The sequence below is a fragment of the Oceanicaulis sp. genome, from assembly GCF_051859625.1.
Classification (GTDB): Bacteria; Pseudomonadota; Alphaproteobacteria; order Caulobacterales; family Maricaulaceae; genus Oceanicaulis.
This window is the reverse complement of sequence record NZ_JBHYFH010000001.1, coordinates 1403190-1424557: the sequence shown is the minus strand read 5'-3', so window position 1 is coordinate 1424557 and position 21368 is coordinate 1403190. Positions and strand designations below refer to the sequence as shown.

Below are 21368 nucleotides of genomic sequence, written 5' to 3'. Positions count from 1 at the left end.
ACTGATTTGACGCTTCCCGCTGATGTTGACGGCCTGCAGACCCGCGCTGCGGATTATGAGCGTGTCACCGCTGCGCTCGATTACCTGTCTGAGAACTGGCGCGAACAACCCGACCTCGCCGCCGCCGCGCAAGCCGCCGGCCTGTCCCCGCATCACTTCCAGCGCGTCTTCACCCGCTGGACGGGCGCCAGTCCGAAAAAGCTGGTTCAGGCCCTCACCCACGCCAGCGCCCGCAAATTGCTGGTGGACGGGGCGAGCGTTCTGGACGCGGCGCTCGAGACCGGCCTGTCAGGTCCGTCGCGCCTGCACGATATTTTCATCGCCGAGGAAGCCGCAACGCCCGGCGAAGTGAAAACCGGCGGGTCCGGGCTCGATTTCAGCTATGGCTTTGCGCCTTCGCCCTTTGGAAGCGCAGTGTTCCTGATCGCGCCTCGCGGTCTGTCGGGGCTGGCCTTCTGCAATCGTGGGGAAGAAGACGAAGCCTTTGATGATCTCGCCCGGCGCTTTCCCGAAGCGCGCTTTCTGCGTGATGACGCGCAGGCGCGGGACTGGGCTTGCCGGGTGTTTGACGCCGCTGCCGGAGAAACGCGCCTGCCGCTGGCCCTGTATGGTGCGCCATTCCGCCGGCAGGTCTGGCGGGCCTTGCTGGCGATTCCCCCAGCCCGCACAGTCAGCTATGGCGATATCGCCCGCGCAACCGGGCGCGACAAGGCGGCGAGAGCCGCCGGCGCAGCGGTCGGCGCGAACCCGATCAGCTGGCTTATTCCCTGTCATCGCGTGCTCGCCGCAGACGGTCGATTGACGGGGTATCACTGGGGGCTCGATCGTAAGCGCGCAATGCTCGCCTATGAGGCCGCGACGGGTTAAAACCCGTCCCATGTTTGATCTGTCGCTATACATTCTCGGGGGCGTTTTCGTCCTGTTCATCCTCGCCAGCCTCAGTCGCTGGGCCTTCGCCGTGCGCGGACTGACCCAGGAAGCGACGGAGGAATACCAGACGCGGTACGCGGAAAAGCCCGCCAGCGTGCGCGGCGTGAGCCAGGACGAGTTCGTCCGCCTGTTCGTCACCTGCTTTCAGCCGCGCTGGACGCTTTACGCCGCCGCCGCCGCTGCGACCGCCATCATCGTCAGCCCCGCCGCCCTGCTGGCGGTGCCGGCGCTCTATGACGTGATCTGGCGCGCCAACGGGGCGCCCGATTGGGGCGGACGCACGGGCTATGTCTTCATGTTCTCGCTGTTCTTCGGCGTGGTGTTCATCTGGGCGGCGCTGGCGGCCTTCATCGCCCGCCTGCATCATCTGCGGGCGCCTGAACCGTTCAACCACGCCCTGGCGCGGGCGCGCGGCGAACCGATTGAAGACACCGGATGGCGTCCGCGACCCAAATGGGCGCGCAAGATCAAGATCGACGACGATTCAGAGACCGACAGTTAAGCCCCTCAAAAGGAGCCTCACATGCACTTTCTGCATTCCATGGTGCGCGTCACCGATATTGACGCCTCACTGAAATTCTATTGCGACGGTCTGGGCCTCAAGGAAGTGCGCCGCAGCGAGAACGAGGCGGGCCGTTTCACCCTCGTCTTTCTGGCCAGCCCGGATGATATCGCCAAATCAGGCGTGAATGCGGACTCCAAGCTTCTGCCCAGCGGCGCGCCGATGATCGAGCTGACCTATAACTGGGACCCTGAACCCTATTCCGGCGGCCGCAATTTCGGCCATCTGGCCTATGAGGTGAAAGACATTTACGCCCTGTGCGCACGCCTCGCCGCCATGGGTTATGTCATTCATCGCCCGCCGCGGGACGGCCGGATGGCGTTTGTCAAAAGCCCGGACGGCATCTCGGTGGAGTTGTTGCAGCAAGGCGAGGCGCTGGAGGCCTCAGAGCCCTGGGCCAGCATGGAAAACACCGGCAGCTGGTAAAATCCTCTGCGCTCAAAGGCCCGCCCGCATGGCGGGCCTTTTTGCAGACCTCTTGACGTTCCACAATGTTCCGCTTATGTTCTACTTCATAAGGAGTGGAACAATGGCCTATGCAACCAAGTCCGCAGGGTATGCGCGCAACGCCGGCAAGCGCTGGCGCGGCGAGGATGTAAAACTGCTCAAGGCGCTGGCGCGCCAGGGCGCCAGCCTGCGTCTGATCAGTTTGAAACTGGGCCGTCCCGACAGCGCCATTCGCACCAAAGCGGCTGCCTTGGGCCTGACGCTCAAAGCGCCCGCTCCCATGGTCGCTCCGCCGCCAAGCCGCACGCTCACCCGTCTGCGGCGTCCCGCCCAGCGCATGGATTTTGAAACCCTGACGCGCCAGCCGGATTTGTTCGGTCACGCCTGAATTCAGGACAAGCGGTTGAGCACGAGCTCCGCCGCCGCCGAGCCGAACCAGGCCAGGACCGGGATAAAGCCATAAAGCGCCAAACGCCGGGTCACCGGCGCGGAAATCGGCCAGACCGGCAGTTTCTCAAGCCAGGCTTCATAGGCGATCAGCTCAGAGACTGGCGCCGCGTCGTTCGATGTCTCAGCCATCATGGCGCTGGCGCGGGCCTGAATGCGCTCGCGCACAGCTTTGAGCGCGTCATCGCGCACGCTGGAGCATTTGCGCACCACAGGCCCTATCGTACTCGCGAAGGCGTAGCCTGCCGCAAGCAAAGCGAGCCCCAGCGCCGTCGCCGAGATCGGAATGGGTGTTGAATCCACAAAGAACAGCAAGATGACCGCCGTCATCACCAGCCAGGCCAGGGCTCCGCGCAAAGCCAGCCGTCCAAACACCTGATTGCGTTCCAGATGCGCAAGATCAACCTGAAGATGGTTTTCAACCAGGCGCTTCATCTCGCGATCTTCGTAACGGACCATATAGGCGCCCCGCGCCGCGAGCCCGAACACCACCGTATTCATGATGGCGAAGAAGGGTGAGATGGAGGTCCAGTAGTCGCGCCATGGCATGTTGGGCGGGTTCAGCAGCCAGATATTGACCAACAAGCCGACAATCGCCCCGATCGCGAAAGCTGCAAGAGACGTCCGCGACTGTCGCCGTGTCGGCCCGATGGCGATCTGTTCGGATTTGTTCTGTCCTTCCGCATCCAGGACCGCATGCAATTGAGCCAGGGAAGCGCGCCATTGCGCTTGCGTGATCGCCGGCATGGTCGTGGCTACGCCGAAGATCAGGCAGATGACCAACGCCGCCCAGGCCGCCGGGTTAAACCGCACGCCCTGCTCCGCAGGCTCGATGATCGGCTGGCCCACTTTCATAGAGAGCAACAGATACAAGCCATACAGACAGGCGCTGACCAACAGCCCGTTCAGCACGGGGGGCAAAGGCGACATCTGGTGCAGCCGAACCTCGAGATATGGTCCGCGCAGCGTGTCAGCCGTCTCAGTCACCCAGAACGTCCTGCATGCAATACAGCCCCGGCGCCTTGCCCTTGATCCAGCGCGCCGCTTCCAGCGCGCCCTGGGCGAAGATGAACCGGTCATAGGCCTTGTGGGAAATGCTGACTTCTTCAAACGCCGAGAGGAAACGCGCTTCGTGCTCGCCCACGACGCCGCCGCCGCGAATGGCGGAAAACCCGATAGCGCCCATCGGGCGATGCCCGTCATGGCGCGGCCTGTTGAACTGGGCGACGTCCTCAAGCGCCACGCCGCGGGCGCGCGCCGCTGTTTCGCCCAGGCTCAAGGCTGTCCCCGACGGCGCATCCGCCTTGCGCTTGTGGTGCGCCTCAATGATCTCGATATCAAAATGTTCCGCCGTCAGCGCCTTGGCCGCCTGTGCGAGCAGACGTTCCACCAGCGCCACGCCGAGCGAGAAATTGCTCGCCTGCAAGACAGGGATGACCTCGGCGGCCTGATGCAGAGCCGCCTGCTGCTCATCATCCAGCCCCGTCACGCCGGTGACCAGGGCGCGATGGCCCATGGACGCCAGTCGCGGCGCGATCGCGCTTGTCACTTTGGGCAGGGACGCGTCGATCAGGACATCCGCCTGATCCGCCGCTTGCTCGAGGGAGACCACAGCCTCGATGCCCATGAACCCGGCGGCGCACATCTCCCCCAGGTCTGCGCCCAGATTGGGAGAGTCAGAGCTGACCATGCCGCCGACCAGCGACAGGTCATTGGCGCGGATCACTTCTGTCGCGATGGCGCGCCCCAACCGGCCAGAAATGCCGGTGACTGCGATATGAATGCTGGATCCTGACATGACGCCCCCTCACAACCTAACGATTGGTCATCGCGCGATTGCGTGAAGAAAGCGTAACGCCCCTTAAGCAAAGAGATCAGGCTTCGGGGCGCTGGCCGTGCTCGTCTTCGCCGTTGAGGTCATCCCAGAAGCGCCGAACCTTGTTAAAAAACCCGTCGCTCTCAGGATTGCAGCCATCGCCGGAGATCTCGCAGAACTCGCGCAGGATTTCCTTCTGCCGCTCGGTCATCTTGCGCGGGGTCTCCACAAACAGCTCCACATACATGTCGCCGCGGGCGCCGCCGCCATTGAGCTTGACCATGCCCTTATTGCGCAAACGCATGCGTTCGCCGGTCTGGGCGCCTTCGGGAATGCGGATCTTGACCTTGCCGCCATCAATGGTCGGCGCGTCGATCTCGCCGCCCAAGGCCGCTGTCACCATGGACACAGGCGCGCGGCAGTACAGATTGGGGCCGTCACGCTCGAACAAGTCATGCGCGCCGACAGAGACGAAGATGTAAAGATCGCCCTTGGGGCCGCCGCGTGCGCCCGCCTCGCCTTCTCCGGCCAGACGAATACGCATGCCGTCTTCAACACCGGCCGGGATCTGGACGCGCAGATCGCGGGTTTTGCGCACCCGCCCCGCCCCGTCACATTCCTGACAGGGCGTTTCCACGTAAGAGCCGCGGCCGCCGCAGGTGGGACAGCTCTGCTCCATGGTGAAAAAGCCCTGGGTGCGGCGAATCCGACCCGCGCCCCCACAGGTTTCACACGTGGTGACGCCCGTGCCCGGTTCAGCCCCGTCGCCTTCGCAACGCTCGCAGGTCACGGTGGTCGGCACGCGGATATTGGCGTCCTTGCCGTGATAGGCTTCTTCCAGGCTGATCTGCATGTCATAGCGCAGATCAGAGCCGCGCGCGGGTCCGGACCGACGCCCGCCGCCGCCGCGGCGTCCGCCGCCCATGCCAAAGGCGTCGCCAAACACCTGTTCGAAAATATCGGCGAAGTCCGCCGATCCGGCGCCGCCGCCAAACGGATGGCCGCCGCCAGCGCCGCCTTGCTGGAAGGCCGCGTGTCCCATGCGGTCATAGGCGGCGCGCTTGTCCTCTTCAGACAGGACAGAATACGCCTCGCCCACTTCCTTGAATTTGGCTTCGGCTTCGGCGTCATCCGGGTTCTGATCGGGATGGTATTTCATCGCCAGCTTGCGATAGGCCGATTTGATCGCCTTCGCGTCTGCGTCCTTGGCGACGCCCAGAACCTCGTAATAATCGCGTTTGCTCATGCGTAGGGTCCGCTTGCTTGACGTTTAGACAGAAGCAGCGCGGCCCCGCCCCGGGTGCGGGACGGGGCCGCGCGCCGCGTCTGGATCAGACTTAGGCGCTCTTCTTGTCGTCGTCGTCGTCTTTCACCTCGGTGAATTCAGCGTCGACCACGCCTTCTTCGGCATCAGAATCCGCTTTCGCAGCCGCTTCGCCGCCATCAGCCTGCTGAGCCGCATACATGGCTTCGCCCAGCTTCATGGCCGCTTGCATCAGGGCCTGCGTCTTCTGCTGGATGGCTTCAGGATCTTCGCCGTCCTTGACGCCTTCCAGTTCCTTGATCGCATCTTCGATCGCGGATTTGTCTTCCGCGGACACCTTGTCGCTGAACTCCTCGACCTGTTTCTGGGTCTGGTGGATCAGCGCTTCAGCGTTGTTTTTCGCGTCCACGAGCTCACGGCGCTTCTTGTCAGCATCCGCATTGGCTTCCGCGTCTTTCACCATCTGGTCGATGTCGCTGTCGGACAGACCGCCAGAGGCCTGGATGCGGATCGCCTGTTCCTTGCCGGTGGCCTGGTCTTTCGCCGACACGTTCACCAGACCATTGGCGTCGATGTCGAAGGTGACTTCGATCTGCGGCATGCCGCGCGGCGACGGCGGGATGCCCACCAGATCAAACTGACCCAGCAGCTTGTTGTCCGCCGCCATTTCACGCTCGCCCTGGAAAACCCGGATCGTCACAGCGGTCTGGTTGTCGTCCGCGGTGGAGAAGGTCTGGGACTTCTTGGTCGGGATGGTGGTGTTGCGGTCAATCAGACGCGTGAACACGCCGCCCAGGGTCTCGATGCCCAGAGACAGCGGGGTCACGTCCAGCAGCAGCACGTCCTTGACGTCGCCCTGCAGCACGCCCGCTTGGATCGCGGCGCCCATGGCGACCACTTCATCGGGGTTCACGCCCTTGTGCGGCTCGCGGCCGAAGAAGCCTTTCACCGCTTCTTGCACCTTGGGCATGCGGGTCATGCCGCCGACCAGCACCACATCGTCAATTTCAGACGTCGAAACACCGGCATCCTTCATCGCAGCCTTGCACGGCTCGATGGTGCGCTTGATCAGGTCCTCGACAAGGCTTTCCAGCTTGGCGCGGGACAGCTTCATGTTGAGGTGTTTCGGGCCAGACGCATCGGCGGTGATGAAGGGCAGGTTCACTTCATAAGAGGTCGCGGACGACAGCTCTTTTTTCGCTTTTTCAGCCTCTTCCTTCAGACGCTGCAGGGCCAGCTTGTCCTGGCGCAGGTCGATGGAGGTCTCTTTTTTGAACTCGTCAGCGAGGTAGGAGACGATGCGCATGTCAAAGTCTTCGCCGCCCAGGAAGGTGTCGCCATTGGTGGCTTTCACTTCAAAGACGCCGTCGCCGATTTCCAGCACGGACACGTCAAAGGTGCCGCCGCCCAGGTCGTAAACGACGATGGTGCGGTTATCACCCTTGTCGAGGCCATAGGCGAGCGCCGCAGCCGTCGGCTCGTTGATGATGCGCAGCACTTCAAGACCGGCGATCTTGCCGGCGTCCTTGGTGGCCTGACGCTGGGCGTCGTTGAAGTAAGCCGGCACGGTGATGACGGCCTTCTCGACGGTCGCGCCCAGATAGCTCTCGGCGGTTTCCTTCATCTTTTGCAGGATGAAGGCGGACACTTCGCTCGGCGCGTATTTCTTGTCGCGGCCTTGGACCCAGGCGTCGCCATTGGGGCCTTCCACGATGCCGTAAGGCACCATGTCCACGTCTTTCTTCACGGTCGGATCGCTCATGGTCCGGCCGATCAGGCGCTTGATGGCGAAGAAGGTGTGATCCGGGTTGGTCACAGCCTGACGCTTGGCCGGCTGGCCGATCAGGCGCTCGCCGTCCTCGGTGAAAGCGACCACGGAGGGGGTGGTGCGCATGCCTTCGGCGTTTTCGATCACTTTCGCCTGGTCACCGTCCATGACGGCGACGCAGGAGTTGGTGGTCCCAAGGTCAATCCCGATAACTTTGCTCATCGCGTGCGTCTCTCCTGTTTAGCGGCGGGGCGGGGCGGGGTGGTGAGAAGCCCGAAGCGCTTCCCTCTCGCCGGAGCCGCCCCCCTATTTGCTCGCGTTCAAATTTTCAACAACTTGGTCCTCAAGCAACTGCTCTTGGACCGCTTTGATGGTCTTCACTGTCACGGCTTTGTGAAAAGCCATGCGTGTCATGGGGCGATTTAGGAAGGCGGGTGCGGAGGCGCAAGGGCTGCTTACGCATTCAGGCGGTTATGTCGCCCTATCCGATGCAGCGCCAGCATGGCGGCATGGGCGAGATTCAAGAACTCACAATGTCGCTGAGAGACGCAGCGGAGCTCAGCCTTCAGTCTCCACCTGCGGATAAGGCATGATCTCATCAAGCGGCCGGGTCGTCCCGTCCGCGCCCACCACGCGCACATGCTTGCGTTTGAGGGCGCGGGGCTCGGGCACGCCGCACGAATGCGCGATCATCTCCACATCCTTGATCATCGCCTTGGCGTATTCCGCCGCCTTCACCGATTTCTGCTTGGGCTGAAGTCCGCGCTGAAGCGATTTCTTGTGCGTGGTCACACCGGTCGGGCAGGTGTTCTTGTCGCATTTGAGCGACTGGATGCAGCCGATCGAGAACATGAAACCGCGCGCGGAGACCACCGCGTCCGCCCCGACCGCCAGGGCCCAGGCGACCCCGGACGGGGTGATCATCTTGCCCGAGACCACAATGCGTATCCGGTCCTTCAGTCCTTTGCGGATCAGGATGTCGCACACCAGCGGCAGAGCTTCGCGCACCGTCAGCCCCACATTGTCCATCAGCGGCATGGGCGCGGCGCCCGTCCCGCCATCGCCAGAATCAATGGTGATGAAGTCAGGCGCGCTCTCAATGCCGCGCTCCCAGATCAGATCACACAGCTCCTCCAGCCATCCATAGGCGCCGATCACCGTCTTGATGCCCGTCGGTTTACCGGTGACGCTGCGCACATGGGCGATGAAATCGAGCAGCGAGCCATTATCGAAGATTTCAGGATGACGATTGGGCGAGACAGAATCCTTGAACGGCTCGATGCCGCGAATCTTCGCGATTTCCCGGTTGACCTTCTCGCCCGGCAAAAGGCCGCCCTTGCCCGGCTTGGCGCCCTGAGCGAGTTTGACCTCGAACATCCGCACGGTGTCGTGGGCGGCGATCTCGCGCAGCTTGTCGTCCGACATCAGCCCATCCTTGTCGCGCACGCCGTATTTGGCCGTGCCGACCTGGAAGACGATGTCGCACCCGCCTTCCAGATGCATGGGACTGAGCCCGCCTTCGCCAGTATTCATCCAGATCCCGGCCTTCGCCGCGCCCAGCGACAGCGCGCGCACTGCGGGTTTTGACAAAGCGCCATAGCTCATGCCGGAAATATTGAAGACAGAGGGCGCCATATACGGCGTGTCGGCATAGGCGCCGAACTCGCAGGGCTGGGTTTGCGCCACATCCTGTTCCAGCACCGGATAGGGACAATTGACGAACAACACCGTGCCCACAGGCGTCAGCAGTTTGGTCGAGCCGAACGGGATGATATTGCCATGCCCCTGGCTCATCCGGTTCACCGCTTCACGTTCGGCGCGGTTGAACGGCAATTCCTCTCGGTCGAGCGCAAACATATAGGTTCGGAAAAACTCGCCCAGCCGGATGAACAGCGAGCGGAACCGGCCAACAACCGGATAATTGCGGCGCACCGCATCGGCGCGTTGATTGGAATCAATAAGCCAGAACAATACGATCAGAGCAGCGATGGCCCCGACCAGGACGATGAAGAGCTGCGCCATCACCCCCAGAACATCCAGCACCCAGGACGGTATCATGTCTTCCCCCGCAATAAAGCTGATCCAGCCTAGACCGGCGGGCCGCAAAGCTGAACCATGCTGGCGAAGTCGTGACGGGGATGTGATCACGCCATGATCGAGACATCAGACGGTTTCGCCCTTCACACGGGCTGGTTTGATCGCGACGCGCAACACGCGCTGGCGCGAGAGATTTTAGAACGTGTCGCGCGCTCACCGCTATACCAGCCCACCATGCCGCGCACCGGCAAACCCTTGAGCGTGAAAATGACCAATCTGGGTCCGCTGGGCTGGATGACCGACAAGCAGCGCGGCTATCGCTATCAGAGCTGTCATCCGGTCACCGATGAGCCCTGGCCCGATATTCCCGAAACGCTGCTCGCCTTGTGGGACGCCGTTTCAGGCTGGCCCGATCCGCCCCAGGCCTGTCTGGTGAACTGGTATGGTCCCGATGCGCGCATGGGGCTTCATGTGGATGCGGATGAAGACGCGAAAACCGCGCCGGTCGTGTCCGTATCCCTGGGCGATTCAGCCCGTTTCCGTCTGGGCGGTCCGACCCGTAAAGGACCGACGCGCTCGCTGCGCCTCAACTCGGGCGATGTGGTGGTGCTCGGCGGGGAAAGCCGCCGCTTTCATCATGGCGTGGACCGGATTTATGCGGGCGGCTCGACGTTGCTGCCCCCGGACTGGCGGCCGGGACGCCTCAATCTGACCCTGCGCCGGGTGAACTAGAAATTTCAACAAACAGACACGTCAGGGCCTTGTTTCCGCCCAGCTTGTCCTGACATGATCCAATATAGCGTCCGGCTGGGAATGGGCGCGAGCAAAGGAGTTTGCGCCATGAATAAAAAGCTTATCGCTGTGATGATCGCTGCGCCGCTGGCGCTGACCGCTTGTGCGACCAACCAGGGCGTTCGCGGCGCCGGTGTGGGCGCAGGCGTCGGGGCGGTCGCAGGCGCGATCATCGGCAACAATGTGGGCTCGGGTAACGCCGAAACCGGCGCGCTGATCGGCGCGGGCGTGGGCGCCGCAGCGGGCGCGGTCTATGGCTGCACCCGTCCGGGCGGCTGCGGCTATAACGCCAACAACCCCAACCATTCCGAGCTGATCTATGATCAATACTCCAACCGGTATTATTATACCGATTACCGGACTGGCGACACATTCTGGCAAAACGGCGAGCCGCGGACCCGCGCCCCGCGCCGCTAGGCGGATCAAACCTCTAATCGCAAAAGGGCGGCTCGATGAGCCGCCCTTTTTTTGTCGCCCGGCAAACCCCCTCGAAACGGGTACTATTTTTATTCACATTCCCCCATGGGTTGATATTCTGAGGCCCTCAACCAGCTCTGGGGGCGTTCATGATCCGAGTTCTTTTCAGTCTTGCTGCTGGGGCCTGTCTGACAGGCTGCAGCTCGTTCAGCGACGCGGTTGACGGGATGCCGCAATGGCGGCCCTTGACGCTCTCCGCTGACACAGCGCGCAGCCTTGAGATCAACCATACCGGCGACGAACCGCTGGAGGCGTCGGCTGTTCTGGCCGCCCGCGCCAGCGCGCCGCGCGACGATCGTCTGGACCGCGCCACGGCCATGCTGCTGATTTCGGAATCCGACCGGCAGTGTGACGAGTATTTCGCCTCCATCACCACCACAGCCAACACCACGCGCGCCTCGCTCAGCCTGGTGGCGCTGGGAACTTCAACGGCGGCCGGCCTGTCCGCGCCGCAACGCAGCGCCAACTTGTTGGCGGGCATCTCCACCTTCTTCACCGGCGCCCAAAGCACGCTGGAAGACACCATTCTGGAAAGCCAGTCGACGCGCACGCTGCAAAGCGCCGTGCGTTCACGGCGCACCGAGATGCGCACTGAACTCAGCCAGCGCATCCTCGCCAGCGACGGAGAGGGCGCGCTGACGCTGATTTCAGGCCATATCCAGGATTATCATGCGCGCTGCGGCCTGGCGTACGGCCTCGACGCGGTGTCTGAAGTGGTCACGGAATCCGTCAACACCGCCGAGGATCGCGGGCAGGAAGCCGCAGACGTGGCGGAAAAGAACGTCAGAATCTTGCGGGACGAAGCATCGCGCTAATTCCTTCACGCCAAGAAAAGGGAGGCTCTACGAGCCGCCCTTTTGCTATTGCGCCATTGTTCATGCCAAGAATTGAGACCACTCCCAATGGTCAGGACCGATTCACGCACTGTAGATGACAAACCTCTCATGACATGAAGTTCACTTGTTCGTCTTACGATTACTTATAGCGTTCTGTTGAAAATGAATTTTCAGAGGACGTTATGTTTTCCACGATCCTGACCAGCCTGGCGCTGGCTTCAACCACGCTTTCGCAGTCAGACGCTTCAGACATTTCAGATGCCTTGAGAACTGAAATCGAAACCATGAGAGCGGCATATGGCGTCTCGGGTCTCGCCGTCAGCGTCGTCAGTGGAGACGATGTCATTCTGTCCGAGGGCTTCGGGTCTTTCGAAAACGGCCCGGTGACGGCTCAGTCGCAATGCGGGCTTTTCTCAGCCACCAAGGCCTTGACCGCTTTCACACTCGCCTCGCTGATCGAAGATGGCGACGTCAATCTGAACGCCCGTCTGGGGGAGCTGCTGACAGATAGCCCGGAGGCATGGCGCGATATCCCGCTCTGGCGTCTTTACAACCATACCAGCGGACTCGCCATGATCGTCACGCAGGAGGCGTTCAGCGGCATCGCGGATGATCCCGAGGCCGGCAACACCGCCATCTATGAAATCGTGCGCGAGTTGCCGCTTGATTTTGAACCCGGCGCACATTCCCGCTACCAGCAAAGCGGATACGCGGTCTCCGAAATGATCGTCGAGGCCAGATTGGGGCAGCCCTGGCCTGCGCTCGTCGAGCAGCACCTCACCGGCCCGGCGCAATCAAATGACACGGTTTATGCCCAACTCACTAACGGCTCGAAGTCCGTGCCCATGATCAGCTCGGCCGGCGGTTATGTCACAACATCGTCAGACATGGCGCGGATCTTTGAGGCCCTGAACACAGGTCTGATCGCAAATCGCGACTTCCTGACGGACCTACTGTCGGACCCGGCCTATGTGCAAGACAATTATGGGCTCGGCGTCATCCTTGAAGATGTAGCTGGAGAATTGACGATCGGCCATCGCGGCGGAGGCGCACGGGCCAATCTGCGCTACGCACCTCAAGCGGGCCTCGGCGTGATGGCCTGCACCGACCAGGTCGGCAATCGGGACCTGACCATTCATGTTGGCGAGATGGTGATGCGTGCGCTGTTGTCAGGCGAGGCTCCGCGTCCTCACATCGCCAGCCTTCTGTACGGATCAGAAGACGCGTCTGCGCAAAGGCTGGTTAGCCTTTTCGAGCGTGAGTGGAACAAGTCCGACACGCGCTATGGCTTTGAAGGCTCAGAAACTGTGCTCAATGCGCTCGGCTACGACCGCCTTGAGCAGGCGCCGGCCGAGGCGCACACCTTGTTCACCCTCAATGCACGCCTCTATCCAGAGTCGGCGAATGTCTGGGATTCGCTGGCGGACGCGCAGCTGGCGCTTGGCGAAGAGACCGCCGCGCTCGACAGCATGCGGCGCGCGCTCGACCTGCAACCCGGAAATCCATATTTCCAGCGTCGGGTGGCCGAACACGCACCGGATTAAAGCGGCAATCAGGCGCTGACGTCGACGCCGCCTTCGGCCTCACCACCTTCAGGCGGGGTGGCGGGGCCGGCGCTGACCACCACCATGGCGGCGCGCAGCGTGCGATCACCGATCTTGTAGCCAGGCTGCATCACATGGGCGATGGCGCCCTTGGGCTGATCAGCGGGAATCTGGGCGGCGGCCTGGTGCATGTTGGGGTCGAGCGCATCGCCGGGGGCGGGCTCGACCTTCTTCACGCCATGGCGTTCCAGAGACGACAGAAGACGACGCTCGGTCATCTCCACGCCTTCCAGCAGGGTTTTCAGCGCTTCGCCGGCTTCGGACTTGGCCTCGTCGCTGATCGACTGCAAAGCGCGCGACAGATTGTCGGCCACGTCCAGCATGTCGCGGGCGAAACCGGTCACAGCGTAAGCGCGCGTGTCCTTGACCTCGCGCTCGGCGCGCTTCTTGGTGTTTTCCATCTCCGCCAGCGCGCGCAGCAGCTGGTCCTTGAGGTTGGAAATTTCCTCAGCCGGATCGGGCTCTTCAGACGCGGAATCTTGCGCTTCGGCATCAGCGGCTTGTGCAGCGTCAGCCTCGGCGTTCAGGTCAGCGTCTTCGGTTTCAGGTGTCTGGTTTTCGTTGCTCATACGTGCGGTCATTCAAGGCTAGAGGGGCGGGCGTCAACCCAAAGGTTCACCAAGACGGGTGATTATCGCGGCCCGGACAAAAGTCGGCCGACCATTTGGGCGGTGTAATCAACAATGGGGATGACACGGGCATAGTTCAAACGCGTGGGACCGATCACGCCGATCGCACCGATGATCTGGTTCTCGCGATTTCTGTAGGGCGCGACGATCACCGACGATCCTGACAGCGAAAACAACGGGTTCTCGGACCCGATAAACAGACGGACGCCCTGCGCCTGCCGCGCTTCGTCCAGAAGCGACAACAGACCTTCCTGACGTTCGATATCATCAAACAGTAGCCGGATGCGTTCCAGATCCTCCGCCGCCTCGACGCTTTCCAGCAACCGCGACTGGCCGCGCACGATCAAGGTGCGTTGCTCAGGCCCCGCCCAGTCGGCGAGACCGGCCTCCACAAGCGCGGACGCTGCGCCGTCAAGCTGGGCCTGCTTGGCGGATATCTCTTCGCGAATGGCGCTCAGCGCTTCGGCCAAGGTGCGACCGCGAAGCCGGGCGGAGAGATAATTGCCCGCTTCGATCAGCGCGGCCGGCGGCAGACCGGGCGGCGGGCGCATCAATCGGTTCTCGACATTGCCGTCTTCAGTCACAAGGACCGCCAGCACTTCAGTGGGCGACAGGTTCACGAACTCCACATGGCGCAAGGGCGCGTCATGGGCAGGGCTCGCCACCAGACCTGCGCCGCCCGCCAGGCCCGACAGAAGGTTTGAGACTTCTGACAGAACATCTTCAGGACGGCGTCCCACAGCGGAGACGCGAGTGTCGATCGCGGTGCGGTCATCCGCCTCCAGGTCCCCCACCTGCAGCAAGCCGTCCACAAACAAGCGCAAGCCGGCATGCGTGGGCATGCGGCCAGCGGACACATGCGGCGAGGCCAGCAAGCCCGCCGAAGTCAGATCCGCAAGCGTATTACGGATCGAGGCCGGCGACAGGTTGAGCCCGGAGGTCTTGGACAGGGTGCGCGAGCCCACCGGCTCGCCGGTATCAAGATAGGTCTCCACCAGATCGCGAAAAATCGAGCGCGAGCGCTCATCAAGCGCCATCAGGCCAGAGGAAGAAGACGTTGGATGGGTCATCACGCTTTCAGAGTTAGTGTCGCTCCCCGTTCGGCGCAATCACCAAGATTGCACGCAAAGCGCTTTGCGCCTTCGCGTCCGCTCGGTTAACACGAGAGCCACAGACACACGAACATCCGGAGATGACACATGCGCCCTGAAGGCCGCCAACCCGACGCCTTGCGCCCGCTCAGTTTTGAAATGGGCTGGTCGCCTTACGCCGAAGGCTCCTGCCTGATCAGTTTCGGCAACACCAAAGTGTTGTGTACGGCGTCCGTGGAAGAAAACGTGCCGCCCTGGCTGCGCGGCCAGGGCAAGGGCTGGGTCACAGGCGAATACGCCATGCTGCCCCGCGCCACTCACCAGCGTAATCGCCGCGAAGTGCAATCGGGCAAACCCTCTGGCCGGACGCAGGAAATCCAGCGCCTGATCGGCCGCTCGCTGCGCGCGGCGGTCGACCTCAAAGCGCTGGGCGAACGTCAGATCGTGGTGGATTGCGATGTGCTGCAGGCCGATGGCGGCACCCGCACCGCAGCGATCACCGGCGCCTGGCTCGCCCTGAAAGCGGCCGTCGCATACCTGATGGAAGAAGGCGTTCTGAAAACAGATCCGGTCATCGCCCAGATCGCCGCCGTCTCTGCGGGCGTGGTGAACGGCGACTGCGTGCTTGATCTCGAATATGAGGAAGACCGGGTCGCTGAAACCGACGCCAATTTCGTGCTGACGTCCAATGGCGGCGTGATCGAGGTGCAGGCCACGGCGGAAGACACCCCGATGACCCAAAGCCAGTTCGATCAGATCTTCGCGCTGGCGCGCCGGGGCGTGACCGATCTATGCGCGGCCCAGCTGAAAGCGCTCGGTCAGTAAGGTCGGAGGTCAGGCGGACGGCTAAGCGCTGTCCGCCGCCTCATCTTCGTCTTCAAACACAAGAAGATCAGCGGGCTGGCAATCCAGCTCGCGGCACAAGGCTTCAAGGGTTGAGAAGCGCACAGCCTTGGCCTTGCCGGTTTTCAGGATCGACAGATTGGCCATGGTGATGCCGACGCGGTCGCAGAGCTCTGTCAGCGACATGCGGCGGTCCAGAAGCATACGGTCCAGGGTGACGCGAATGGGCATGTGTGTGATCCGCGCTCCCTAAATCGTCAGTTTCTGCTCTTCGCGCATACGAGTGCCTTCGCGGAAAATTTCCGCCAACACAAGCATGGCGAGCACAGCAAACCAGGCGCCTAGATTCAGGCTGAATTCGGGAACGACGCGGGCGCCGCCTTCTACGGGGCGGCCCAACAAGGTGATCATAAGCGACAGAACGCCATGCGCGCCGTAATGCAAAAGCTGATAAACGGCGATGCCGATGGCGATCGCGCGCAAATGATTGGAGTTTTCTTCAACGAACGGGTCACCGGCGATCAAGGTCGCCATGATCCGGCGCAACCGGTCCACCACGAAGGTGACCGCCGCCAGCGCGGCGATTGCGAGCGGCAGGGCGAGCACCACATCCATCGCCAGAAACTGGCGGATGCTGAGCGGCAGATCAGAGCCAAAGCCCAAAAGGCGGGAAATCCCGCCAAACACAATGAGCACGATAATGAGACTGGCGAGTCCCAATACCGCCCACAGTAGATAATAGACGATGTCGAGGAGGACCTTCAGCAATGAAGCCAGCGATCCCTGACCCAGCGTCTTCATACATCCCCCAAGGGCTTGTTGGCTGGATCGTCGACCGGGCGGCGAGACATCTTCCGCGAGGGGAGGAACGGCGTGTCTCGTCTCACCCGGCCTTCGATCCGGACATTCATTAACCGACCAGCGAGCTGACCGCAGCGGCCATACCGGCGAAAACGCCCGCCACCAGAGCCAGATTGATCACCATTGCGATTGCGCTGTGACCGGCATTGTTTTTGGACCTGACCATCTCATACTCTCCTAAGTCTCTTGTTCGACCAACCAGTTTCCGAAGCCGTTCCGATCCTTTATCGCCGGGGGTCTTCGGTGTGGTCCGGGGTGTTTCCCCCTCGCCACGAGTATCTATGTAGACCACGTCCTATCGCTTCGCAACAAAAAAATATCGAAAATCGATATGAATTTTTCGAAAGGCGATATGTACGGATGAAAGGACGCCCACCCATGACCCTTTTCTCAACGGCTCCCAAATGGGCGATCGCCAGCCATAATAAAGGTAAAATCAAAGAGATAGCCGAACTGATCGCGCCTTATGGACTGGTTGCGGAAGGGGCGGATTCGCTGGGTTTGCCAGAGCCTGAAGAGACTGAAAAAACTTTCACCGGCAATGCGCTTCTCAAAGCGAAGGCCGGCGCCGAGGCCTGCGGGCTGGTGTCTCTGGCCGATGATTCCGGGCTGGAAGTCACGGCGCTCGACGGCGCGCCAGGCATTTATTCCGCCCGCTGGGCCGGCGAGCCGCGCGATTTCGGCGCAGCGATGGACAAAATCCGCACAGAGCTTGAAGCCCGCAAGGCGACAGATTACAGCGCCCGCTTTGTCTGCGCGCTGGCGCTGGCGCACCCTGATGGCGAGACCCGCGTCTATGAGGGCGAGGTCCGCGGGCATCTCAGCTTCCCCCCGCGGGGCGACAAGGGCTTTGGCTATGATCCGATCTTCATACCTGTCGGCCATGAGCTGACCTTCGCCGAGATGGACCCGGCGATCAAACACGCCATGAGCCATCGCGCCCACGCCTTCCGCCTGCTGGTTGAGGATGTGTTCGGCGCATGAGCCCCGCGCCCGATCGCCTGGGTCTTTATGTTCACTGGCCCTATTGCGCGCGCATCTGCCCGTATTGCGACTTCAACGTCTACAAGGCCGCCCATGCGCAGCCTGAGGCGTTGCTGGCCGCCATGCTCGATGATCTGACGCACTGGCGTGACAGGCTGGGCCCACGCGCGATCCACAGCGTGCACTTTGGCGGCGGCACGCCCTCTTTAATGGAGCCGGCGGCGATCGCCGCCATCCTGGAGCGCGCTGACGCCCTGTTCGGGCTGACACCAGGGTGTGAGATCGGCCTGGAAGCCAATCCGATGGAGCATGAGCGTTTCGCCGGCATCGCCTCCGCCGGGGTGGAGCGAATGTCGCTCGGGGTGCAGGCGCTCGATGACGCCAGCCTCAAACGTCTCGGCCGCGATCATGATGCGCGCACGGGGCTTCAGGCGCTTGAGAGCGCGCAAAACCTGTTCAAGCGTGTGTCGCTTGATCTCATATACGCCCGTGAGCACCAGAGCCCCGACGACTGGCGCACCGAGCTGGAGACAGCCCTTGGCTTCGGGACTGGTCATATGTCGCTTTATCAGCTGACCATCGAGCCCGGTACGGCGTTCGAGCGCAAACTCAAGCGCGGCGCGCTCACCCCGCCCACGGACGACGCGGCGGCGGACATGTATGCGCTGACGCAATCTGTTTGCGCGCAAGCGGGCCTGCCCTCTTATGAGATTTCCAACCACGCCCGGAGTCGGAGTGATCAGTCGGTGCATAACCGGCTCTATTGGGAAGGCGAGGACTGGATCGGAATCGGGCCGGGCGCGCATTCCCGCACGGGCGGGTTCGATGACGGCGGACGAGAAGGCGCGGCGGCCCGACTGCGCCCGGACGCCTATATCAAGAGCGTCGCCGCGGGAGATGGCCATGAGCGCGAGCGGCTGGACGCCGAGGCGGAGCTGACAGAACGGTTGCTGATGGGCATCCGGCTCACCGAGGATGGTCTGGACCTTGATCGCCTGTTCGCGCGCACAGGGCTGAGACCTGACCCTGACGGACTTGAGCGCATGACCGGCCAGTCGCTGATCACGCAACTCGGATCAAGGCTCATCCTGACAGAGCATGGACGCGCATTCGCCGATCATGTCGCCGAAGCGCTGATCCCCGATTTCGACGCCTAGAAAGCCGGTTCAGAGACCGGCTTGTCCATCATGTCCGCGCCAGACATGTCATCATCAGACATGTCGGCCGGGCCAAATCGTTCCGGCGCCGGGTCGAGAACCCGGAAGCCCCCGCCGCGGACGGTATAAACGGCGAGGCCACGCTCGATCGTGCCGTCTTCGCGGAAGCGGAACAGGCCGTCCACGCCGACAAATCCGTCCGCTCCGGTGAGACGATCCGCGCCATAGCCGCCATCCGCCAGCAAGGCCGCCAGAGAAGCCGCGTCGTACCCCAGCCCTGCAAGGCGAGAGGGAGTCGCGCCGTAATACTCTTCAAACACCTGCTCAAACCGGATGCGCGCCTCAGGGTCGGGACCGGCGAAATAGCCATGCGACAGCGCCGGTTCCCGCGCCAGAGACTCATCAAGCCATTGGCCTGTGCCGACAAATTTCACCAGAAGCGGGTCGATATCCTGATACAAAAGCACCGGCGCCAACATACGCAGCTGATCGCCACCTTCAGGCAACAGCACGACCTGGAAGGCGGATCCCGGAGACGGCGCCCAGTTTGCGCCGCTCATTCTCGCCGCCTCAGCGGGGTCAAGCTCTTCGACCCCCACAGAGGCCAGACGGGCCGCAGCTTCAGTCATCGCCGACACGCCGCCATCATAAAACTGGCTGGAGACCAGACCGGTGTCGAAGGTGCGTTCTACTCGAATGGTGTTCGCATCGTCCTCGTCAGAAACCGGTTGTTCCAGCATCACCGTTTCCGGCAGAGGAAACTCGCCGAGCAGGTCTTCAATGGTTTCAGCGTAGGCGGCCTGGGTCACCTGGCCATAGGCCGAAGCCGGGCCGATGAACGCGAAGCGGGTCGCGCCCAGCGCACCGACATATTCCGTCACCCGGCGCACTTCTTCATCCGGCGGGAAGCTCAGCTGATACACGCCATCGCCGGCCACGGCGCTGGAAGAGGACAGGCTGAGCATCGGCACGCCTGCGTCACGGGCGGCGCGACCGGCTTCAGCGACGGCGTCCTGAAACAACGGCCCAATGATCAAGTCCGCGCCGTCTGAAATGGCGGATTCAGCGGCGGTGCGCGCTCTCTCAGGATCACCGGCCGTATCCTTGGGCAACAGCACGAGATTGCGTCCGCCGCGTTCAAACACTGCAAGCTCTGCAGCGCGCAGCAATTGCGCCGCTTCATTTCTGGCCGCGGACGATGACGCGCTGAACGGCAAGAGAAGCGCCACCCGCACAAGATCAGGCTCGCCCTCCAGAAAAGCGGGGGTGTAACCGCGATCCGCCAGCTCGACCGGCAAGGTTGCGGGCGCCGGAGGCGCGCCGACCACGGGGCGGTCTGGCGCGGTCTGGACCGGAGCACTGGGCGTCGTGGCCGTACAGGCGCTGAGCACAAGCGCAGCGCCGAGCGCTCCAAGCGCGGCGCCGACTCGCGTCTTGCCCGCTGCAGGTGTACAGTTTTCAACCATGACGGCCACCTCTTCCCCCCGATCGGCGTATTGCAACGCCGCCCTTGTCCGCGCTGAAGCTAACGCCCGGCTGCGTCAGGGGCAAGCATGCGCGCAGCGGGCGACGTGCTGATGACACAGGCCCGGCGGAACGCTGAACGCCGCGGACGGCGCAGCGAAATGCTGAGCGCGCTCTGGCTGCAGCTCAGAGGCTGGCGAATTCTCGATCAACGGGCCCGCACCGGGGCGGGGGAGCTTGATCTGGTGGCGCGACGCGGACAGGTTCTGGCCTTTATAGAGGTCAAGCACCGCGCCAGTCTCGACGCTGCGCTGACCGCTGTCACACCCCATCAGAAACGCCGATTGCTACGCGCCGCCAGCCTGTGGCGCAGCCGAAATGGCGCGCTGTCAGAGTTACAGCCCCGCTTTGACGTCATCGCCTGGCCCGAACAGGGCTGGCCGCGTCACATAAAAGGCGCCTTCATGGTCGAGACTGATGATCTGGCCGGATTGATCTGACCCGTGCGGATCACTGCGGCGGTAACGCCTGGTTAACCCAATTCTCACGCGTCGCGCCTACATTGACCCTCTGCGTTTCACACAGAAAGACAAATCCCATGACCTCGATCCGAATTGTCCTTCTTGTTCTTGCGACTGTGACCCTGACGAGCTGCGCCGCGTTTCAGCCAGGCCGCTCGGTGGGGCGGCAGGTCGATGACTTCAACGCTTCGGTCTCGCTCAAGTCAGCCATGTTGCGCGCCGAGGGCTACGCGCTCAATGGCGTGGATGTGGAGATCACTGAAGGCGTTGCGCTGCTGACAGGTCACGCCCCGCGCGCGGAAGACCGGGTGTACGCCGAGTGCCTCGCCTGGTCCGTGCAGAGCGTCCGCTCGGTCTCCAACCAGATCGAACTGGGCGGGCGGCGCGGCATAGCAAACGCTACGCGCGACAGCTGGATCACCCAGCAAGTGCGCTCGCGACTGGCCTCCGACAGCGCCATCCGCAGCCTCAATTTCAACATCGAGACTCATTCCGGCGTCGTTTATCTGCTCGGCTTCGCTCGCAGCTCGGAAGAAAGCGACCGCGCCGCCGCTCACGCCGCCCTGGTGGAGGGCGTTGAGCGCGTGGTGGTCCTGACCCGGGCCCCTGATGTGGCGCCCGACTTGCCTGCACGCGGCGCGCAACAGGCTCAAGCGTGTGATTTAGCCGGCGAACCTGACGCTTAACCGGCCTTCAGACCTCTTAACTTTTGGGTTGCAGATATAACCCAGAACGCGTTTTATAGAATAAATTTCCCCAACAGGTTGACCCTCTCTCGTCATTTATTCTATTAATGTTCTTGTTTTGAACATCTCTGTTCCGGACAATGTGGATAACT

The 21368-nt window shown here is 62.4% G+C and carries 23 protein-coding genes; 13 read left to right on the top strand and 10 right to left on the bottom strand.

Going from position 1 to position 21368, the window contains the following annotated elements; all coding sequences use genetic code 11:
- Positions 1 to 6: 6 nt before the first annotated feature.
- The 4 genes from ACTIGF_RS06855 to ACTIGF_RS06840 all read left to right on the top strand — a co-directional run bounded on the left by ACTIGF_RS06855 (position 7) and on the right by ACTIGF_RS06840 (position 2327).
- Positions 7 to 867 (top strand): methylated-DNA--[protein]-cysteine S-methyltransferase, encoded by an 861-nt coding sequence (locus ACTIGF_RS06855; protein WP_439636149.1) that lies wholly within the window; start codon positions 7 to 9, stop codon positions 865 to 867.
- 10 nt (positions 868 to 877) lie between these two features.
- Positions 878 to 1432: a hypothetical protein gene (locus tag ACTIGF_RS06850; protein WP_439636148.1), complete on the top strand. Its 555-nt coding sequence runs from the start codon at positions 878 to 880 to the stop codon at positions 1430 to 1432.
- A gap of 21 nt (positions 1433 to 1453) precedes the next feature.
- The gene (locus ACTIGF_RS06845; protein WP_439636147.1) at positions 1454 to 1918 is read left to right on the top strand and encodes a VOC family protein; all 465 of its coding nucleotides are present in this window, start codon (positions 1454 to 1456) and stop codon (positions 1916 to 1918) included.
- A gap of 103 nt (positions 1919 to 2021) precedes the next feature.
- Positions 2022 to 2327 (top strand): hypothetical protein, encoded by a 306-nt coding sequence (locus ACTIGF_RS06840; RefSeq protein ID WP_375547723.1) that lies wholly within the window; start codon positions 2022 to 2024, stop codon positions 2325 to 2327.
- Positions 2328 to 2329: 2 nt separating this feature from the next.
- On the opposite strand, the gene ACTIGF_RS06835 is transcribed toward ACTIGF_RS06840, so the two are convergent.
- From ACTIGF_RS06835 to ACTIGF_RS06815, 5 genes are all read right to left on the bottom strand, one after another.
- Entirely contained in the window at positions 2330 to 3373 is a 1044-nt protein-coding gene (locus ACTIGF_RS06835; protein ID WP_439636146.1) for a hypothetical protein, read from the bottom strand.
- The gene (gene dapB / locus ACTIGF_RS06830) at positions 3366 to 4184 is read right to left on the bottom strand and encodes a 4-hydroxy-tetrahydrodipicolinate reductase (protein WP_439636145.1); all 819 of its coding nucleotides are present in this window, start codon (positions 4182 to 4184) and stop codon (positions 3366 to 3368) included. The genes ACTIGF_RS06835 and dapB overlap by 8 nt, the downstream gene beginning before the upstream one ends.
- Positions 4185 to 4260: 76 nt before the next feature.
- The gene (dnaJ, locus tag ACTIGF_RS06825; RefSeq protein ID WP_439636144.1) at positions 4261 to 5448 is read right to left on the bottom strand and encodes a molecular chaperone DnaJ; all 1188 of its coding nucleotides are present in this window, start codon (positions 5446 to 5448) and stop codon (positions 4261 to 4263) included.
- A gap of 91 nt (positions 5449 to 5539) precedes the next feature.
- Positions 5540 to 7456 (bottom strand): molecular chaperone DnaK, encoded by a 1917-nt coding sequence (dnaK, locus tag ACTIGF_RS06820; RefSeq protein ID WP_439636143.1) that lies wholly within the window; start codon positions 7454 to 7456, stop codon positions 5540 to 5542.
- 336 nt (positions 7457 to 7792) lie between these two features.
- A complete protein-coding gene (locus ACTIGF_RS06815) occupies positions 7793 to 9292 on the bottom strand; it encodes an FMN-binding glutamate synthase family protein (RefSeq protein WP_439636142.1) in 1500 nt (499 codons plus the stop codon).
- A gap of 93 nt (positions 9293 to 9385) precedes the next feature.
- Here ACTIGF_RS06815 and ACTIGF_RS06810 point away from each other — a divergent pair, with 93 nt between their 5' ends.
- The 4 genes from ACTIGF_RS06810 to ACTIGF_RS06795 all read left to right on the top strand — a co-directional run bounded on the left by ACTIGF_RS06810 (position 9386) and on the right by ACTIGF_RS06795 (position 12920).
- A complete protein-coding gene (locus ACTIGF_RS06810) occupies positions 9386 to 10003 on the top strand; it encodes an alpha-ketoglutarate-dependent dioxygenase AlkB (protein ID WP_439636141.1) in 618 nt (205 codons plus the stop codon).
- A 108-nt stretch (positions 10004 to 10111) separates the two neighbouring features.
- Positions 10112 to 10480: a YMGG-like glycine zipper-containing protein gene (locus tag ACTIGF_RS06805; RefSeq protein ID WP_439636140.1), complete on the top strand. Its 369-nt coding sequence runs from the start codon at positions 10112 to 10114 to the stop codon at positions 10478 to 10480.
- A 149-nt stretch (positions 10481 to 10629) separates the two neighbouring features.
- The gene (locus ACTIGF_RS06800; RefSeq protein WP_439636139.1) at positions 10630 to 11355 is read left to right on the top strand and encodes a hypothetical protein; all 726 of its coding nucleotides are present in this window, start codon (positions 10630 to 10632) and stop codon (positions 11353 to 11355) included.
- Positions 11356 to 11558: 203 nt separating this feature from the next.
- Complete coding sequence (locus ACTIGF_RS06795) at positions 11559 to 12920, top strand: serine hydrolase (protein ID WP_439636138.1); 1362 nt, start codon at positions 11559 to 11561, stop codon at positions 12918 to 12920.
- Positions 12921 to 12928: 8 nt separating this feature from the next.
- On the opposite strand, the gene grpE is transcribed toward ACTIGF_RS06795, so the two are convergent.
- Positions 12929 to 13549 (bottom strand): nucleotide exchange factor GrpE, encoded by a 621-nt coding sequence (grpE, locus tag ACTIGF_RS06790; RefSeq protein WP_439636137.1) that lies wholly within the window; start codon positions 13547 to 13549, stop codon positions 12929 to 12931.
- Positions 13550 to 13611: 62 nt separating this feature from the next.
- Positions 13612 to 14679 carry a heat-inducible transcriptional repressor HrcA gene (gene hrcA / locus ACTIGF_RS06785; RefSeq protein ID WP_022700921.1) on the bottom strand — a complete coding sequence of 356 codons (1068 nt, stop codon included), beginning with the start codon at positions 14677 to 14679 and terminating at the stop codon, positions 13612 to 13614.
- Positions 14680 to 14808: 129 nt separating this feature from the next.
- Here hrcA and rph point away from each other — a divergent pair, with 129 nt between their 5' ends.
- Positions 14809 to 15525 carry a ribonuclease PH gene (gene rph / locus ACTIGF_RS06780; protein WP_439636136.1) on the top strand — a complete coding sequence of 239 codons (717 nt, stop codon included), beginning with the start codon at positions 14809 to 14811 and terminating at the stop codon, positions 15523 to 15525.
- A 21-nt stretch (positions 15526 to 15546) separates the two neighbouring features.
- Here the strand turns inward: rph and ACTIGF_RS06775 are convergent, their stop codons facing one another.
- A complete protein-coding gene (locus tag ACTIGF_RS06775; RefSeq protein WP_133724333.1) occupies positions 15547 to 15774 on the bottom strand; it encodes a helix-turn-helix domain-containing protein in 228 nt (75 codons plus the stop codon).
- Between the two features lie 18 nt (positions 15775 to 15792).
- Complete coding sequence (locus tag ACTIGF_RS06770) at positions 15793 to 16344, bottom strand: DUF2975 domain-containing protein (protein ID WP_439636135.1); 552 nt, start codon at positions 16342 to 16344, stop codon at positions 15793 to 15795.
- 438 nt (positions 16345 to 16782) lie between these two features.
- Between ACTIGF_RS06770 and rdgB the strand changes: the two genes are divergently transcribed.
- Positions 16783 to 17388, top strand: coding sequence for an RdgB/HAM1 family non-canonical purine NTP pyrophosphatase (rdgB, locus tag ACTIGF_RS06765; protein WP_439636134.1), 606 nt, complete (start codon positions 16783 to 16785; stop codon positions 17386 to 17388).
- On the top strand, positions 17385 to 18545 hold the full coding sequence (hemW, locus tag ACTIGF_RS06760) for a radical SAM family heme chaperone HemW (RefSeq protein WP_439636133.1): 1161 nt from the start codon (positions 17385 to 17387) through the stop codon (positions 18543 to 18545). Before rdgB ends, hemW begins: the two co-directional genes overlap by 4 nt.
- Here the strand turns inward: hemW and ACTIGF_RS06755 are convergent.
- Positions 18542 to 20011 (bottom strand): penicillin-binding protein activator, encoded by a 1470-nt coding sequence (locus ACTIGF_RS06755; protein ID WP_439636132.1) that lies wholly within the window; start codon positions 20009 to 20011, stop codon positions 18542 to 18544. The genes hemW and ACTIGF_RS06755 overlap by 4 nt on opposite strands.
- A gap of 87 nt (positions 20012 to 20098) precedes the next feature.
- Between ACTIGF_RS06755 and ACTIGF_RS06750 the strand changes: the two genes are divergently transcribed.
- Both ACTIGF_RS06750 and ACTIGF_RS06745 read left to right on the top strand, forming a co-directional pair.
- Complete coding sequence (locus tag ACTIGF_RS06750; RefSeq protein WP_439636131.1) at positions 20099 to 20509, top strand: YraN family protein; 411 nt, start codon at positions 20099 to 20101, stop codon at positions 20507 to 20509.
- Positions 20510 to 20607: 98 nt separating this feature from the next.
- Positions 20608 to 21216 carry a BON domain-containing protein gene (locus tag ACTIGF_RS06745; RefSeq protein ID WP_439636130.1) on the top strand — a complete coding sequence of 203 codons (609 nt, stop codon included), beginning with the start codon at positions 20608 to 20610 and terminating at the stop codon, positions 21214 to 21216.
- Positions 21217 to 21368 lie beyond the last annotated feature (152 nt).

Bases quoted from the DNA above. Each gene is read 5' to 3' on its own strand.
- ACTIGF_RS06840 (WP_375547723.1), top strand. From the start codon at position 2,022: ATGGCCTATGCAACCAAGTCCGCAGGGTATGCGCGCAACGCCGGCAAG.
- ACTIGF_RS06775 (WP_133724333.1), bottom strand. From the start codon at position 15,774: ATGCCCATTCGCGTCACCCTGGACCGTATGCTTCTGGACCGCCGCATG.
- ACTIGF_RS06770 (WP_439636135.1), bottom strand. From the start codon at position 16,344: ATGAAGACGCTGGGTCAGGGATCGCTGGCTTCATTGCTGAAGGTCCTC.
- hemW (WP_439636133.1), top strand. From the start codon at position 17,385: ATGAGCCCCGCGCCCGATCGCCTGGGTCTTTATGTTCACTGGCCCTAT.
- ACTIGF_RS06850 (WP_439636148.1), top strand. From the start codon at position 878: ATGTTTGATCTGTCGCTATACATTCTCGGGGGCGTTTTCGTCCTGTTC.
- ACTIGF_RS06845 (WP_439636147.1), top strand. From the start codon at position 1,454: ATGCACTTTCTGCATTCCATGGTGCGCGTCACCGATATTGACGCCTCA.
- dapB (WP_439636145.1), bottom strand. From the start codon at position 4,184: ATGTCAGGATCCAGCATTCATATCGCAGTCACCGGCATTTCTGGCCGG.
- dnaK (WP_439636143.1), bottom strand. From the start codon at position 7,456: ATGAGCAAAGTTATCGGGATTGACCTTGGGACCACCAACTCCTGCGTC.
- rdgB (WP_439636134.1), top strand. From the start codon at position 16,783: ATGACCCTTTTCTCAACGGCTCCCAAATGGGCGATCGCCAGCCATAAT.
- grpE (WP_439636137.1), bottom strand. From the start codon at position 13,549: ATGAGCAACGAAAACCAGACACCTGAAACCGAAGACGCTGACCTGAAC.
- ACTIGF_RS06795 (WP_439636138.1), top strand. From the start codon at position 11,559: ATGTTTTCCACGATCCTGACCAGCCTGGCGCTGGCTTCAACCACGCTT.
- ACTIGF_RS06800 (WP_439636139.1), top strand. From the start codon at position 10,630: ATGATCCGAGTTCTTTTCAGTCTTGCTGCTGGGGCCTGTCTGACAGGC.
- ACTIGF_RS06755 (WP_439636132.1), bottom strand. From the start codon at position 20,011: ATGGTTGAAAACTGTACACCTGCAGCGGGCAAGACGCGAGTCGGCGCC.
- ACTIGF_RS06805 (WP_439636140.1), top strand. From the start codon at position 10,112: ATGAATAAAAAGCTTATCGCTGTGATGATCGCTGCGCCGCTGGCGCTG.
- rph (WP_439636136.1), top strand. From the start codon at position 14,809: ATGCGCCCTGAAGGCCGCCAACCCGACGCCTTGCGCCCGCTCAGTTTT.
- ACTIGF_RS06745 (WP_439636130.1), top strand. From the start codon at position 20,608: ATGACCTCGATCCGAATTGTCCTTCTTGTTCTTGCGACTGTGACCCTG.
- ACTIGF_RS06810 (WP_439636141.1), top strand. From the start codon at position 9,386: ATGATCGAGACATCAGACGGTTTCGCCCTTCACACGGGCTGGTTTGAT.
- dnaJ (WP_439636144.1), bottom strand. From the start codon at position 5,448: ATGAGCAAACGCGATTATTACGAGGTTCTGGGCGTCGCCAAGGACGCA.
- hrcA (WP_022700921.1), bottom strand. From the start codon at position 14,679: ATGACCCATCCAACGTCTTCTTCCTCTGGCCTGATGGCGCTTGATGAG.
- ACTIGF_RS06815 (WP_439636142.1), bottom strand. From the start codon at position 9,292: ATGATACCGTCCTGGGTGCTGGATGTTCTGGGGGTGATGGCGCAGCTC.
- ACTIGF_RS06750 (WP_439636131.1), top strand. From the start codon at position 20,099: ATGCGCGCAGCGGGCGACGTGCTGATGACACAGGCCCGGCGGAACGCT.